12 protein-coding genes, 1 tRNA gene and 2 pseudogenes are annotated in these 13,567 nt (G+C 52.8%); 14 read left to right on the top strand and 1 reads right to left on the bottom strand.

The genetic code is table 11. The features are described from left to right. The first annotated feature begins 12 nt into the window (after nucleotides 1–12). The 7 genes from rpmI to JTJ32_RS13970 all read left to right on the top strand — a co-directional run bounded on the left by rpmI (nucleotide 13) and on the right by JTJ32_RS13970 (nucleotide 4,933). Entirely contained in the window at nucleotides 13–207 is a 195-nt protein-coding gene (gene rpmI, locus JTJ32_RS14000; RefSeq protein WP_002553160.1) for a 50S ribosomal protein L35, read from the top strand. Between the two features lie 29 nt (nucleotides 208–236). Then, nucleotides 237–593, top strand: a complete 357-nt coding sequence (gene rplT, locus JTJ32_RS13995; RefSeq protein ID WP_002553161.1) for a 50S ribosomal protein L20 — start codon at nucleotides 237–239, stop codon at nucleotides 591–593. A 104-nt stretch (nucleotides 594–697) separates the two neighbouring features. Then, entirely contained in the window at nucleotides 698–1,714 is a 1,017-nt protein-coding gene (pheS, locus tag JTJ32_RS13990; protein ID WP_024685429.1) for a phenylalanine--tRNA ligase subunit alpha, read from the top strand. Between the two features lie 32 nt (nucleotides 1,715–1,746). After that, the gene (gene pheT, locus JTJ32_RS13985) at nucleotides 1,747–4,125 is read left to right on the top strand and encodes a phenylalanine--tRNA ligase subunit beta (RefSeq protein ID WP_184323082.1); all 2,379 of its coding nucleotides are present in this window, start codon (nucleotides 1,747–1,749) and stop codon (nucleotides 4,123–4,125) included. A 3-nt stretch (nucleotides 4,126–4,128) separates the two neighbouring features. Continuing rightward, a complete protein-coding gene (gene ihfA, locus JTJ32_RS13980) occupies nucleotides 4,129–4,431 on the top strand; it encodes an integration host factor subunit alpha (RefSeq protein WP_002553164.1) in 303 nt (100 codons plus the stop codon). Further along, a complete protein-coding gene (locus tag JTJ32_RS13975) occupies nucleotides 4,412–4,768 on the top strand; it encodes a MerR family transcriptional regulator (protein WP_099227449.1) in 357 nt (118 codons plus the stop codon). The genes ihfA and JTJ32_RS13975 overlap by 20 nt, the downstream gene beginning before the upstream one ends. Nucleotides 4,769–4,856: 88 nt before the next feature. Further along, nucleotides 4,857–4,933, top strand: a tRNA-Pro gene (locus tag JTJ32_RS13970). A 79-nt stretch (nucleotides 4,934–5,012) separates the two neighbouring features. Here JTJ32_RS13970 and JTJ32_RS13965 read toward each other — a convergent pair. After that, nucleotides 5,013–6,209, bottom strand: a pseudogene (locus JTJ32_RS13965) (tyrosine-type recombinase/integrase). A 467-nt stretch (nucleotides 6,210–6,676) separates the two neighbouring features. On the opposite strand from JTJ32_RS13965, the pseudogene JTJ32_RS26770 reads away from it, so the two are divergent. The 7 genes and pseudogenes from JTJ32_RS26770 to JTJ32_RS13935 form a co-directional block, all read left to right on the top strand. Beyond that, nucleotides 6,677–7,222: pseudogene (locus tag JTJ32_RS26770) on the top strand (MCP four helix bundle domain-containing protein); the annotation flags it as partial. A 69-nt stretch (nucleotides 7,223–7,291) separates the two neighbouring features. Continuing rightward, the gene (locus JTJ32_RS26765) at nucleotides 7,292–8,305 is read left to right on the top strand and encodes a methyl-accepting chemotaxis protein (RefSeq protein WP_371682144.1); all 1,014 of its coding nucleotides are present in this window, start codon (nucleotides 7,292–7,294) and stop codon (nucleotides 8,303–8,305) included. A gap of 66 nt (nucleotides 8,306–8,371) precedes the next feature. Next, complete coding sequence (locus tag JTJ32_RS13955) at nucleotides 8,372–8,524, top strand: hypothetical protein (RefSeq protein WP_180274289.1); 153 nt, start codon at nucleotides 8,372–8,374, stop codon at nucleotides 8,522–8,524. Between the two features lie 146 nt (nucleotides 8,525–8,670). Continuing rightward, the gene (locus JTJ32_RS13950) at nucleotides 8,671–8,895 is read left to right on the top strand and encodes a hypothetical protein (protein ID WP_210042390.1); all 225 of its coding nucleotides are present in this window, start codon (nucleotides 8,671–8,673) and stop codon (nucleotides 8,893–8,895) included. A 529-nt stretch (nucleotides 8,896–9,424) separates the two neighbouring features. Then, nucleotides 9,425–10,278, top strand: a protein-coding gene (locus tag JTJ32_RS13945) for an IS5 family transposase (protein WP_210042389.1) whose coding sequence is annotated in 2 segments (ribosomal slippage) — nucleotides 9,425–9,766 and nucleotides 9,769–10,278 — 852 coding nt in all. Because the reading frame shifts where the segments join, the coding sequence is not laid out codon by codon here. Between the two features lie 760 nt (nucleotides 10,279–11,038). Next, nucleotides 11,039–12,562, top strand: a complete 1,524-nt coding sequence (locus JTJ32_RS13940; protein ID WP_210042388.1) for an AAA family ATPase — start codon at nucleotides 11,039–11,041, stop codon at nucleotides 12,560–12,562. Next, nucleotides 12,559–13,545, top strand: coding sequence for a hypothetical protein (locus JTJ32_RS13935; RefSeq protein WP_210042387.1), 987 nt, complete (start codon nucleotides 12,559–12,561; stop codon nucleotides 13,543–13,545). The genes JTJ32_RS13940 and JTJ32_RS13935 overlap by 4 nt, the downstream gene beginning before the upstream one ends. The last annotated feature ends 22 nt before the right edge of the window (nucleotides 13,546–13,567 follow it).

Here is a 13,567-nt window from a genome sequence, read left to right as displayed (position 1 = left end):
GAGTATCCGAACATGCCAAAGATGAAGACTAAAAGTGGTGCAGCTAAGCGGTTTCTGAAAACTGCTAACGGCATCAAGCACAAACACGCTTTCAAGAGCCACATCCTGACCAAAATGTCGACAAAGCGTAAGCGTCAACTGCGCGGAAGCAGCCTGCTGCATCCGTCCGACGTGGCAAAAGTCGAGCGCATGCTGCGCCTTCGTTAATTTTGATCAAGATATAGAGGAAGTAACTCATGGCTCGTGTTAAGCGTGGCGTCATTGCCCGTAAGCGTCACAAGAAAATTCTGAAACTTGCAAAAGGCTACTACGGCGCGCGTTCACGCGTATTCCGTGTTGCCAAGCAAGCGGTAATCAAGGCAGGCCAATACGCCTACCGTGACCGTCGTCAGAAAAAACGTCAGTTCCGCGCTCTGTGGATCGCTCGTATCAACGCTGGTGCTCGTGTTAACGGTCTGTCCTACAGCCGTTTCATTGCCGGCCTGAAAAAAGCGTCCATCGAGATCGACCGTAAGGTTCTGGCTGATCTGGCAGTGAACGAAAAAGCGGCGTTTGCTGCGATTGTCGAGAAAGCTAAAGCCACTTTGGCCTAAGTCCCCGACAATCACTGACCCCGGTTTTCCGGGGTTGGTGTTGAACGTCATAAATAGGGGAAGAGCCTTAAGCTCTTCCCCTATTTCGTATCTGGAGTCTGTACATGGAAAACCTGGACGCGCTGGTCTCTCAAGCTCTTGAGGCTGTGCAAAGCGCCGAAGATATCAATGCCCTGGAGCAAATCCGGGTTCACTACCTCGGCAAGAAAGGCGAGTTGACTCAGGTGATGAAGACCCTGGGGAATCTGCCTGCTGAAGAGCGTCCGCAAGTCGGTGCGCTGATCAACGTTGCCAAGGAACGTGTCACAGAGGTCCTCAATGCACGCAAGGCATCGTTTGAGCAGGCAGAACTGACTGCCAGACTCGCGGCCGAATGCATCGACGTGACCCTGCCGGGCCGCGGTCAGACCTCTGGCGGTCTGCACCCGATTACCCGCACTCTGGAGCGTATCGAACAATTCTTCACTCACATTGGCTACGGCATTGCCGAAGGCCCTGAGGTTGAAGACGATTACCACAACTTCGAGGCGCTCAACATCCCTGGCCACCACCCGGCGCGGGCGATGCATGACACCTTCTATTTCAATGCGAACATGCTGTTGCGTACCCACACCTCCCCGGTGCAGGTGCGGACCATGGAATCGCAGCAGCCGCCGATCCGGATCGTTTGTCCGGGCCGGGTCTACCGTTGCGACTCGGATATCACCCACTCGCCGATGTTTCACCAGATCGAAGGCTTGCTGGTCGACCGTGATATCAACTTCGCGGACTTGAAAGGCACCATCGAAGAATTCCTGCGTGTGTTCTTCGAGAAAGAGCTGGCCGTTCGCTTCCGTCCTTCGTTCTTCCCGTTCACCGAGCCATCGGCGGAAGTCGACATGGAATGCGTGATGTGCAGCGGCAAGGGCTGCCGTGTCTGCAAGCAGACCGGCTGGCTGGAAGTCATGGGCTGCGGCATGGTCCACCCGAACGTGCTGCGCATGTCCGGTATCGATCCTGAAGAGTTTCAGGGCTTTGCATTCGGCATGGGCGTAGAGCGTCTGGCCATGCTGCGTTACGGCGTCAATGATTTGCGCCTGTTCTTCGACAACGACTTGCGGTTCCTCGCGCAATTTCGCTAGGTCGCACGTAACGAATCTTTCAGGAGAGCAGGATGAAATTCAGTGAACAATGGCTGCGCGGCTGGGTAAGCCCGCAGGTTTCCCGTGACGAGCTGGTTGCTCGTCTGTCGATGGCCGGTCTTGAGGTTGACAGCGTTACGCTGGCCGCCGGCGTCTTCACCGGTGTCGTAGTTGGCGAGGTGCTGAGCACCGAGCAACACCCTGATGCCGACAAGCTGCGTGTTTGTCAGGTCAGCAATGGCACCGAAACGTTCCAGGTCGTCTGCGGTGCACCTAATGTGCGTCCGGGCCTGAAGATCCCTTTCGCCATGATCGGTGCCGAGCTGCCGGGTGATTTCAAGATCAAGAAAGCCAAGCTGCGTGGCGTCGAGTCCAACGGCATGTTGTGCTCTGCTGCCGAATTGCAGGCTGGCGAGGGCAACGATGGCTTGATGGAACTGGCTGCGGATGCGCCGGTGGGTCAGGACATTCGTGTCTATCTGGGCCTGGACGATGCCAGCATCGAGGTCGACCTGACCCCTAACCGTGGCGACTGCCTGTCGGTTGCCGGTCTGGCCCGTGAAGTCGGTGCGCTGTATGCCGCTGAAGTCACGCGTCCGCAAGTGGCAACCGTTGCTGCCGTGCACGAAGAAGTACGCCCTGTGGAAGTGCTGGCTCCTGCAGCCTGCCCACGTTATCTGGGCCGCGTCATTCGCAACGTCGACCTGTCGCGTCCGACCCCGTTGTGGATGGTCGAGCGGCTGCGTCGTTCTGACGTGCGCAGCATCGACGCCGCTGTCGATATCACCAACTACGTGATGCTGGAGCTGGGTCAGCCGCTGCATGCATTCGATCTGGCCGAAATCAACGGCGGGATCCGTGTACGCATGGCCGAGGAGGGCGAGAAGCTCGTTCTGCTCGATGGTCAGGAAGTAAGCCTGCGTGCCGACACCCTGGTCATTGCCGACCACCAGCGTGCGCTGGCAATTGCCGGTGTCATGGGTGGCGAACACAGCGGTGTCACCGCTGGCACACGTGACATTTTCCTGGAAAGTGCCTTCTTCGACACCATTTCGGTGGCTGGCAAGGCGCGCTCCTATGGTCTGCACACTGACGCATCCCACCGCTACGAGCGGGGTGTCGACTGGCAACTGGCTCGAGAGGCCATGGAGCGGGCAACCGGTCTGCTGCTGGAAATCACGGGTGGCGAAGCGGGTCCTGTGACCGAAGTGGTCAGCGAGCAGCATTTGCCGTCCGTGGCTCCAGTGACGTTGCGCGCAAGCCGTGTCGAGCAGATGCTGGGTCTGGTGATCGAGAACGCTGAAATCGAGCGCCTACTCAAGGCGCTGGGTCTGGGCGTATCGGCTGAAGCGAATGGCCAGTGGCATGTCACCGTACCAAGTCATCGTTTCGACATCAGCCTCGAAGTCGATCTGATCGAAGAACTGGCGCGTCTGTATGGTTACAACCGCCTGCCGGTTCGTTATCCGCAGGCCCGTCTGGCGCCGCAGGCCAAGGCCGAAGCCCAGGGTGATCTGCCTGAGCTGCGCCGCCTGTTGGTTGCGCGGGGCTATCAGGAAGCGATCACCTACAGCTTCATCGATCCCAAGTGGTTCGAACTGTTCACGCCGGGCGTCAAGCCGCTGTTGCTCGCCAACCCGATCTCCAATGACATGGCGGCCATGCGCGCCTCGCTCTGGCCGGGTCTGGTCAAGGCATTGCAACACAACCTCAACCGTCAGCAGGATCGTGTGCGGATGTTCGAAAGTGGCCTGCGTTTCGTCGGGCAACTGGAAGGTCTGAAGCAAGAGCCGATGCTGGCGGGTGTGGTGTGCGGCAGCCGCCTGCCGGAAGGCTGGGCGCAGGGTCGTGACGCTGTCGATTTCTTCGACGTGAAAGCCGATGTGGAAGCTGTATTGGGCTTCGCCGGTGCGCTGGGCGATTTCAGCTTCACGCCGGGCGAGCATCCTGCGCTTCATCCAGGCCAGACCGCACGTATTCTGCGCGATGGTCGTGAAGTCGGTTTCCTGGGTGCGATTCATCCTGAGCTGTCGAAGAACCTGGGGCTGGATCGTCCAGTGTTCGTTTTCGAGCTGGTTCTGGGTGAAGTCGCCAAAGGCCGCCTGCCGAAATTCCACGAGCTGTCGCGCTTCCCTGAAGTCCGTCGCGACCTGGCGCTTCTGGCCGACCGGGATATTTCTTCCAGTGCAGTAATGGACGTTATTCGTGAAAATGCAGGCGAATGGCTCACAGACCTCAGGCTATTTGATGTTTATCAGGGTAAAGGCATTGATCCGCATAGAAAAAGCCTTGCGGTCGGCTTGACCTGGCAGCATCCATCGCGCACTCTTAATGACGATGAGGTCAACGCAACGACACTTGCCATCCTCACCTCACTTGAGGAGAGGTTAAACGCCACATTAAGGAAGTAGCGTATGGGGGCTCTGACGAAAGCTGAAATGGCCGAACGTCTGTACGAAGAGCTGGGCCTGAATAAACGAGAAGCCAAGGAATTGGTGGAGCTGTTCTTTGAGGAAATCAGGCACGCTCTGGAAGACAACGAGCAGGTAAAACTGTCCGGTTTCGGCAATTTCGACCTGAGAGACAAACGCCAGCGGCCTGGGAGAAATCCCAAGACCGGCGAAGAAATTCCGATCACGGCACGCCGTGTGGTCACCTTTCGTCCAGGGCAGAAGTTGAAGGCCCGAGTTGAGGCATATGCTGGAACCAAGTCATAACGACGAGCTGCCGCCGATCCCCGGCAAACGCTACTTCACCATCGGTGAGGTGAGTGAGCTCTGCGCGGTGAAACCGCACGTTCTGCGCTATTGGGAACAGGAATTTCCTCAGCTCAACCCCGTAAAACGCCGTGGAAACCGTCGGTATTATCAGCGCCAGGATGTGCTGATGATTCGTCAGATCCGCGGCTTGCTATACGACCAGGGCTTCACCATCGGCGGCGCGCGTCTGCGATTGACCAACGGTGAAGTCAAGGACGATGCCCAGCAGTACAAGCAGATGATCCGGCAGATGATTGTCGAGCTGGAAGATGTACTGGTCATGCTCAAGTCGTAACCGAGCCAACCAGATACTTCCATAATTCAAACGCTTAGGGTATATTCCTCGAAGTTTTCGCAGCATGCGAAACAGTTTCACGCCTAGTCGGGGCGTAGCGCAGTCCGGTAGCGCACTAGCATGGGGTGCTAGGGGTCGAGTGTTCGAATCACTCCGTCCCGACCATATTTTTCAGTAACTTAGGCCAATGCTCGCACCATTGGCCTTTTTTACGTGCGTGACTTTTGCGTGACTTGTGTTTTTGTCATGCCTTTCTCCTTTGCAATATGGTCAGCACAGGACCGCGTGAATCCGTAGCTGAAACCTTGTTTGCAGCCTCCACCAACTGCCTTATCTCGGCACCCGAGTAATGGCTGGTAATACTCCCGTTCTTGTGGCCCAACAGAGACTTTCTATCCTCCTGGGTCACCCCTGCAGCTTTTAGCCTGCGCCCGTATGTGTGTTTCAGGTCGTGAATCCTCACCGATAGGTAACGGGCATGGGCGGGTCTCAGGTATTTTTGCTGCCACACCTCAACTGCCCTTATTCGAGCCTTGCGCCAGGCTGAGTTGTTCATTCTCAGCATGCAGGCTTCCTTTCTGGATTTTCCTACTCCTCCGTATGGAAAGACGTAGGTCTTGCCAAGTCCGCGCTGCCCCTCAATGATGGATTTGGCCACGTCATTCAGCACCACTAGCCGGTCATCACCATTCTTTACCCCGGCCCGGTCATGCCTTCCGCCGAAGTCTTCTGGTATCAGAAAGACGCTCGCGCCAATCTCTGGAACAAAAATCTCCCAGTCCCATCGCAATCGACAAACCTCCTGCTCGCGGCAACCGGTATTCACTTTGAATAGCGTCATCACCTTGAAGTGTTCCGACAGTTGCTTGATCAGAATCGATTGCTCTTCCCATGACATAGAATATGGCCTGCGCGCGCTTTTTTCCCTTCCAGCTCCGTCAACATCGGTACCGAATCCAGCCAGGACCGTCGTTCATCATCGCGCTACTTTCGAGCGCACAGGGTCAAGACCCGGATGACTCTCTATCGTGATGTTGATTGTACGGTTTGACTGACCCGGCCGAAGCTTTCCATCATTGGTGCGACTGCTCTTCAACTAGTCCTTGATGTAAGGTGCCAGCGCCTCATCGTCGATGTGGGTGATGGGCACGTTGCCAAAGTATGGGTGAAGTCTCTTCAATTGGTGAGCTGTCAGCTCGATGGACGGCTGATCCTTGAACTCAATCGAGTATCTTACCGGCGCCTCTTCCCAAAGCCTTGACTGCCTGACACTGTAAACTTTTTCCTGCCGGTGCTTTTCGAGTCGGTGAATTAAGTAGCGTCCCGCCTCCGCGCGGTCACCTGTGCCAGTGCTTTCATAAATTCGTTCTCCGTCGACCTTTTTGTCGATGTGCCAGAGGCCGCTCCTTTTGGATAGGCCGGTAAGAGTTTTTCGCGCCATCGTATTACTCCATTACGGAGCATCTCGCTGCGAGAAGATTGTTGCGCCGATGTGACTTTCTTTTCAATTGCCATCGCTGAAACGTAGGCGATGGCCCAGTCGTCGAGCTGCTGCCGGTCGACCCCGACACCTCGCTCGCCTATTGGAAATTCATGAACAAACGGCCGGACCGTCTTGTTTAATTCTTCGCGACACATGCCCAGTGAAGTTGTTGAAGTAGGTTTAGGGAGGTATTCGATCTGCTGCCCCTCGGGCCAATCCACATTGGCTCAATTCGCAAGTCACCGCAGCATCTGGGCCTAAACGTCGTATTTAGGGCTTTTTTAATTGCGGGAAACAAACGGTTACAACAGTTCTGATTGTTTAAACCCAGTGTTTACGGGGAAAACTGCCTGCACCCGACGAACGGCGGTCGTGGAAAACAGAGAGCTTGACGATACATAGGAACATGACTTGGAGTTCTCGATATGATGCTTCGCAAACTTAATCTTGCCCCTCGATCCGCCGTTTGCTTCGGGTTGTTCTGCGTCATGATTCTTGCATTGGGGCTTATCGCCCTCAAGCAGGCTTCAAGTTTGAACGACTCAGAAAAGTTCGTTGAAACGAACGTGGTACCAAGCATATCGTTCTTAGGGCTAATAGATCGTGAGTTTGTGAGTATTAGGGGCAGCAATTCCAGATTGCGCAATCCTATTGAGCCCGCCGATCGTAAAGTCGCGGCGTTGGAAGACGTTAAAAAATCCAAAGTCGCAGTGCAGGATCTAATTTCGAAATTGCAACCCCTGATAGTGACACCGAAGGGCAAACAGCTTTTCGGCGAACTGTCGAAAGTCTATCCGGAATATCTCATCCATCAAGATCAATACTTGAACCTGATTGCGACAGCAAACATTGACGAAGCTGTAAAGCTGTCTAGCGGGGCCATGAAGCAGGCCGCTGATGCGGTAGAAAACGTTATAAAGAATCTCGTGGAGTTGAACAACGCCAAGGCAAGAAAGGCCGGTGAGGAAGCGACGGCTCTTTATGAGGACACAAAGCTGATTGTTGGAGGGTTTATAGCGGCGAGCACGATCGCAGCTATAATGCTTGCGCTGATGTACACCCGTAGCATCACATATCCTGTTAGCCAGTCTTTGCTCATTGCCGAGCGTATTGCCAAAAACGATTTGACCGAAATCATAGAGCCTCAAGGACACGATGAGGTGGCCCGACTGATGATGGCCTTGAAGCTTATGCAAAGCGGATTGCGTACGACACTTTCGTCAATCTCCGATTCCTCAAATCAGCTCGCTTCGACGGCTGAGGAAATGCATGCGGTCACCGAGGATGCAAGCAAAGGCATGCTGCGCCAGAACAACGAAGTCGAAATGGCAGCGACGGCGGTTACTGAAATGAGCGCCGCAGTAGAGGAAGTCGCCAGGAATGCTTCGGCAGCATCCGAGGCTGCGACCCGTTCAAATTCTGCAGCAGTTTCTGGTCGTGCACGAGTAGATCAAACAGTCGAGGCGATTAGTCTGATGGTTGGGAGCGTCGAAGACGCAACCCAGGAGGTTCAAGGGCTCGCCGTGATGGCTACAGACATCAGCAAGGTGCTTGATGTCATTCGTGCTATCGCTGAGCAGACCAACCTTCTCGCATTAAACGCTGCAATCGAAGCCGCTCGAGCAGGTGAGGCTGGTCGTGGATTTGCAGTGGTCGCGGATGAGGTTCGGGCTTTGGCCCATCGCACCCAACAGTCCACTAGCGAGATTGAGCAAATGATCAGCTCGATCCAGAAGGGCACCGGAGCTGCTGTCTCCGCAATGAGCCACACGAATGCCCAAGCGCAAAAAACGCTTGATACCGCTCATGGTGCTGGATCTGCCCTAGTCGAAATCACCGAGTCTATCGACAACATCACAGAGAGAAATGTGCTGATTGCAACGGCGTCGGAAGAGCAGGCCCAAGTTGCCAGAGAGGTGGATCGCAGCTTGGTGAGCATTCGAGACCTGTCGAATCAGTCTTCTGAAGGGTCTACTCAAACGGCCATCGCGACAGCGGAATTGACCAAGTTAGCTGTTGAACTGAATCGACTTGTCGCCCAGTTCCGCATGTAGTTTTGGTTAGAACAAGCGCCTCAGCTTCGCTCGTTCGGGACGAGGCTGAATGCCGGGGGGGCAGGTGTGCTGCGTTCATCTGGCAGCGTGCGCATCATGTCGATGCAGTCGCCTACCCGTATCTGGTGGAGCTGGCTCATATCGAATTCCATGCATGCGCCTGCCGAGGCGTTCAGCGCAGTAGGTGAGGGTGGGGTTATCCGCAATGCCGCACGCTGAGCGACGCTGTGGCTTCAGTTTTTTCGGAACCGAATGCCTTGCAAGGCCCACACATGCCGTAAGGAACGCAAAACCGCCATGGACGCCCTCAACCCTTCTGTACGGCGAACAGTTAAGCGCCGTACACAACCGATAAGGTGCCCAAGATGAAAAAAATCAAACTGCTCAATCGCGCTATCTGCATTGCCGTTTTTCCGCTGGCAGCATTGGCTGGCAACGCATTCGCGGACTCGGATTCGGGCTCGACCGCGGCCTCAGCAGAATCTGGCAGTGCACAGAGTGCAGCAGATCAGCGTGCAGCCATGGAGGCTGCTCAAGAGGCCGCTGAGCGATGCGGATTCGTTTTCGGAAGAGGTCATGTCTGCGATTGAATCAGTTGACTGGCACGTCATACAGGCCTGATGCGTCACTTCCATGCCTGGATGACCAAATGGATTGCGTTGCGACAGGTCTACACCTATCGAAACGCTAACAAACGGTCATCAAAGCTTTAGTAATATGCAGCTCACATTCAAACAGCGATAAGCCAGCTCCAACTTCCGCGCCACAACTGGCGACACTGTCATTTCATGGCGCGGAACCTCAAGCATCAGGCAGATAAGCTGCCCAGCGCCAGTTGAGCTGCATCGCCCATCTTCGCTTCAAGCACCGATTTGATCTCCTGCGCAATCTCTTCGCGCTGCATGTCCCCGCTCAGCGCAGTTGCGTACCTTTGGATGTATCAATGGAGGTGTTCAGCGCAATAGGTGCGGGTGGGTGAGTCAGAAACCTTTGTCGTACTCCTTTCGGCTTCAGCGAGGCATTGCCTTAGACTCTGTACGAAATCATCTGAAACTCATTTGAACCCAGCAAGCGTCGGGAGTCAGTAAAGTCCGCGTCCATCAACGGCAGGAGCCCACGATGGCCAAACGGTACGAACTCCCCGACGCAGCTTGGGATTTGGTTGCAGACATCTTCAGTGAACCCCGCCGTAACGGACGCCCACGGGCAGATGATCGGCTGATGCTTAACGGTGTGCTCTGGGTGCTCTGCTCGGGTGCTGCCTGGCGCGACATGCCCGAACGCTTCGGCCCATGGTCAACGGTTTATCAACGCTTTCGTGACTGGCGCAATCGCGGGACGTTCGACCAGATGCTCAAGCGGCTCCACATCAAGCTGAACGAGCAAGGGTTAATTGATCTGGAGACCTGGATGATTGACTCCACGGCGGTACGCGCAACCCGGGCCTCTTCTGGTGCTGGGAAAAAAGGGGGCCTGAAGAACCGCAAGACCACGCCCTCGGTCGAAGCCGGGGCGGCCTGACAACGAAGATCCATATGCTGTGCGACGCCAATGGCGTACCGCTAAACTTTCTACTGTCAGGTGGGCAAGCCAGCGACATCAGCTATGCGCAACCGCTGCTGGATAACGCTTACATCCCGAGTTTGCGCGGTCGTCCCCGCAAGCGCCGTCGCTGGTTGCTGGCTGATAAGGGCTATGACGCCGAAGCGTTGCGTCGCTACTGCGACCGTTACCGGATGCAGCCGGTAATCCCGCTACGCACGATGAAGCGCAAACCTAAACCGGGATTACCGAGACTTTTTGATCGCCCCAAGTACCGGCAGCGCAATATCATCGAGCGCATGTTCGGCTGGTTGAAGGAGAACCGTCGCATCGTTACGCGCTTCGACAAACTCGCAAAAAGTTATGCGGCAATGGTCTCACTGGCTTGTGCCATGCGGTGTTTGAGACAGTACTTTTCGTACAGAGCCTAGAGCAACTGCGCCTCTCACCAGCTCCGATGCACGTCTCAATTGCTGACGAGTAAATTCGTCGCGGGCATCAGGAGGTTCTCCAGCTTCCATCTCTGACGCCTGGATCAGCAACCCAGCCTGCACCTTCAACGACTCTACAAGTTCACTGATATTTGGGGTTGGACTACTCATGCGGTTCCAGCACCTTGCTCGATATCGACGCAGGACAATATTCAATTGAAACAGCTTTTTCCACCGATCCCTATTGATGAACGCCGAACCCTATTCCTACGGCGTAGGCTTCACCGATCATGTCGGCATATGCCTCCCCCCACACGAACCACCGACTGGCATACTTCAGCTACGCCGGTCTGGATACTCAATCACGCCGCTTCAACCTAGTGAAACGGTCTCTTGACCTCATATGCGCGATGCTCATCTGATCACTCCTTCGCGGTCTGCGTAATAGCACAACCTCGTCACGCTTGGTGGCCAAAAGCTACGTTCGCCCTGCTTGCGAGCGTCTGTTGTCGGTCGCAAGCCGTCGGTGACAACCGGCGCGTTCGGGCAAGAGCAATAGTTCAATCAGAAGGCTAATGGACTACGGTGTGGCAATTTGCTACCTTTGGAGCGTAGTTTTTTCCGTGAGAACGCAATTGGCAGGGCCAAGTCTCAGACCGTGCAGATGGTTCGGTGAAAAATTTTGGGACGCACAGAGTTTTTGGCTTCAGTGTTTTGAGCGCTATATCTCATAGTAATGTTTTTGCTGTCAGGGATGAATATGTTAGAAACCTTATCAATTGCAAACTTCAAAGCATTTTCAAGCAACCAGAAAATCAAGCTGGCTCCAATAACTTTGATTTACGGACCTAATTCTTCAGGAAAAAGCTCGATCATTCATTCGATTATGCTGCTGAAGCAATCGCTGACGCGGCCGAATGTGCAAGGCGGACTAGTTTCTAATGGAGAGTTTGTGGATTTGGGCGATTATTCGTCCATGGTTCACGGCCATGAGTTAAAGCGCGCAATTTCATTCAGTTTTTCGTACCTCCCTAATAAAAAACAATCAATAGCCGAATATGGTTTTGACGTTTTTGGAAAAAACAGAAGAAAAGAATATAAATTAGTTTACAACTATACAGATGGAAAGATTGACTACAAGGGGTTTTCATACCTTGATTCAATGTCTGTGAAGGTGAGTAACGAGTCAAACTCATCTGTAGTTTTTGCAAGCACAGTAAAATCTACGCTCCTGCGTGCTATGGAAATTGAGATGGCAGAGATTGCTAAGCTTGAAAAGCCATCGGATGTAATGAACTCGAAGGACAAGGCTGCGGCAGCAGATAAAGCTGAAGTTTTAAGAAAGCGGCTTCCAGCAAAAAGATTAGCTGCCTCAAGGACTTTTATTTTTGGTGATGATGGTTATTCCGCAGCCTATGAGTATTTGATTAATCGTCCAAATGCAAACTCAAAAGAAGCTGACCCAAGAAAAGTCTTAGATGTTGTAAACTTCAGAAGTGACTTGAACTACGCTACGCCTTCGATGGCAGTGATGGAAGGGCGAGCCAACTCAAATTTCTCAGTTGATAACTTTGTTCAATTAAATTTTGCCTTTGGCAGCCTGGCTTCTGACCTTAAAAACAAGTTTGGCGCCATTACATATCTCGGCCCTCTTAGAAGCCATCCGAGTAGATTCTATGCCCCTAAAGCAGATCAGGACGAATCAGTAGGCAAACAAGGTGAAAATGTTGCCAAGTTCATTTATGAACGACCTGAAATGCAAGATGACATCAACTCATGGTTCACTCAATTCGAGGTTCCCTATGAGCTTTCATCAGAAAGTATTGGTACGGATGTAACCGGGCCAGTCATCTGTCTTCAACTCAAAGACAAAAGAACCGGAGTTAAAGTAGGGCCCTCGGATGTTGGCTTTGGTATCGGCCAAATGCTTCCTATTTTAGTGGAGGGATTGGTCCGAGACGATAGTATTATCTGTGTTGAACAACCGGAGATCCACCTGCATCCTAGGTTACAAGCGCATCTGGCAAATTTTTTCGTAGCTACATGTGATAGCAATCAATGGATTGTAGAGACTCACAGCGAGTCGCTTATACTTAGACTCCAAGGGATGATGTCTGAAGGTTTGGTAACACCAGAACAAGTCACTGTTCTTTATGTGGAACCTACATCTTCTGGCGGTGAGGTAACACAAATCCGAATGGATAGTGAAGGTGACTTCATTGATCCATGGCCTGAAGGTTTTTTTGAAGAGAGGCTGACGGAAAAATTCAGGAGCAGAAAATGATCTCAGAATTCTCTCTAGATCACGACTTCTTCAGTGCTAGGACATTGAATGACGATGCTAATAGCGCTGCGCACGATTTCATCACTCGTTCTTGGCTAGATGCAGGCGTACTCATTCTTCCGCGCGGAGGCATTTCTGACGTATTAAAGTTAATTGACACATTTCCTCCGAAATTTCGTCAAAGATGGCTCGAAGCTATAGAGTATGGCAAAAAATATGAGGTTGATCGTGAGTGGTGGGATTTTTCTGATTACACAGACTTTTCGAAACTTTGTGAGCTAAGCTCTATTTTCAAAACTGCTTTTTCTGAAGAAACTGCGGGCCTGCAGCTGGGCGTCGAGGATAGTTATAAACAATTCTGTACCGAAACCAGCTTTGAATTACTTGCGGCGGGAGTGTGCAGCGAGTCAATAAATATCACGAAATCCTTAGGGTTAAGTGAATCGGAAATACTAGAGTCGGATACACCGAAACAGGTGTGGGATGCGCGATTTGAGGCGCTAGCACGGCACTCAAAGAAGATAACTATTGTAGATCGCTATTTTTTTGAAAACATACGAAAGGCAGCGTCTCGTGACTCAACAGATGAGGCCATGAAGAATTTTTTCAGTTTTTTATCTAAGATTGATAAGAAATTTAATATTCGGATTATTTCTCACGGTGGCGAGAAGGATAGCGACTTCCATAATGGAGTCTATGACGCTTTCTATAAGGGGGTCTACAAGGTCCCAATTTATTGGAAGGCAATAGGGAGTTTGACACTTGTTTCAGCAAAAGAGGAATTTTTTGTAAAGAAATCGCATGATAGATTCTTGGGTTTTGATCAGCATATTTGTCAGGTAGGAAATGGCATGAGAGTTTTAGGCTCGGTGCCAATCCCAAGCAGTACATTTTTGGCGAAATTTGATCGAGAGGGGCATTTATCTCGACGCGAAAGTTTGGCAAGTAGTCGTGATTACAAACTTTGGCACGAGAACTTTTAGATTTACTAGAAGCGCCCAAGGA

The organism is Pseudomonas alliivorans (assembly GCF_017826695.1).
GTDB classification, from domain to species: Bacteria; Pseudomonadota; Gammaproteobacteria; order Pseudomonadales; family Pseudomonadaceae; genus Aquipseudomonas; species Aquipseudomonas alliivorans.
The sequence above is the reverse complement of the archived record's forward strand: the minus strand, read 5'-3'. Positions and strand labels throughout refer to the sequence as shown.

Excerpts from the sequence above, each read along its gene's own strand:
- rplT (WP_002553161.1), top strand. The coding sequence starts at position 237 with ATGGCTCGTGTTAAGCGTGGCGTCATTGCCCGTAAGCGTCACAAGAAA.
- JTJ32_RS13935 (WP_210042387.1), top strand. The coding sequence starts at position 12,559 with ATGATCTCAGAATTCTCTCTAGATCACGACTTCTTCAGTGCTAGGACA.
- JTJ32_RS13950 (WP_210042390.1), top strand. The coding sequence starts at position 8,671 with ATGAAAAAAATCAAACTGCTCAATCGCGCTATCTGCATTGCCGTTTTT.
- JTJ32_RS13940 (WP_210042388.1), top strand. The coding sequence starts at position 11,039 with ATGTTAGAAACCTTATCAATTGCAAACTTCAAAGCATTTTCAAGCAAC.
- pheS (WP_024685429.1), top strand. The coding sequence starts at position 698 with ATGGAAAACCTGGACGCGCTGGTCTCTCAAGCTCTTGAGGCTGTGCAA.
- JTJ32_RS13975 (WP_099227449.1), top strand. The coding sequence starts at position 4,412 with ATGCTGGAACCAAGTCATAACGACGAGCTGCCGCCGATCCCCGGCAAA.
- JTJ32_RS26765 (WP_371682144.1), top strand. The coding sequence starts at position 7,292 with ATGCTTGCGCTGATGTACACCCGTAGCATCACATATCCTGTTAGCCAG.
- rpmI (WP_002553160.1), top strand. The coding sequence starts at position 13 with ATGCCAAAGATGAAGACTAAAAGTGGTGCAGCTAAGCGGTTTCTGAAA.
- ihfA (WP_002553164.1), top strand. The coding sequence starts at position 4,129 with ATGGGGGCTCTGACGAAAGCTGAAATGGCCGAACGTCTGTACGAAGAG.
- pheT (WP_184323082.1), top strand. The coding sequence starts at position 1,747 with ATGAAATTCAGTGAACAATGGCTGCGCGGCTGGGTAAGCCCGCAGGTT.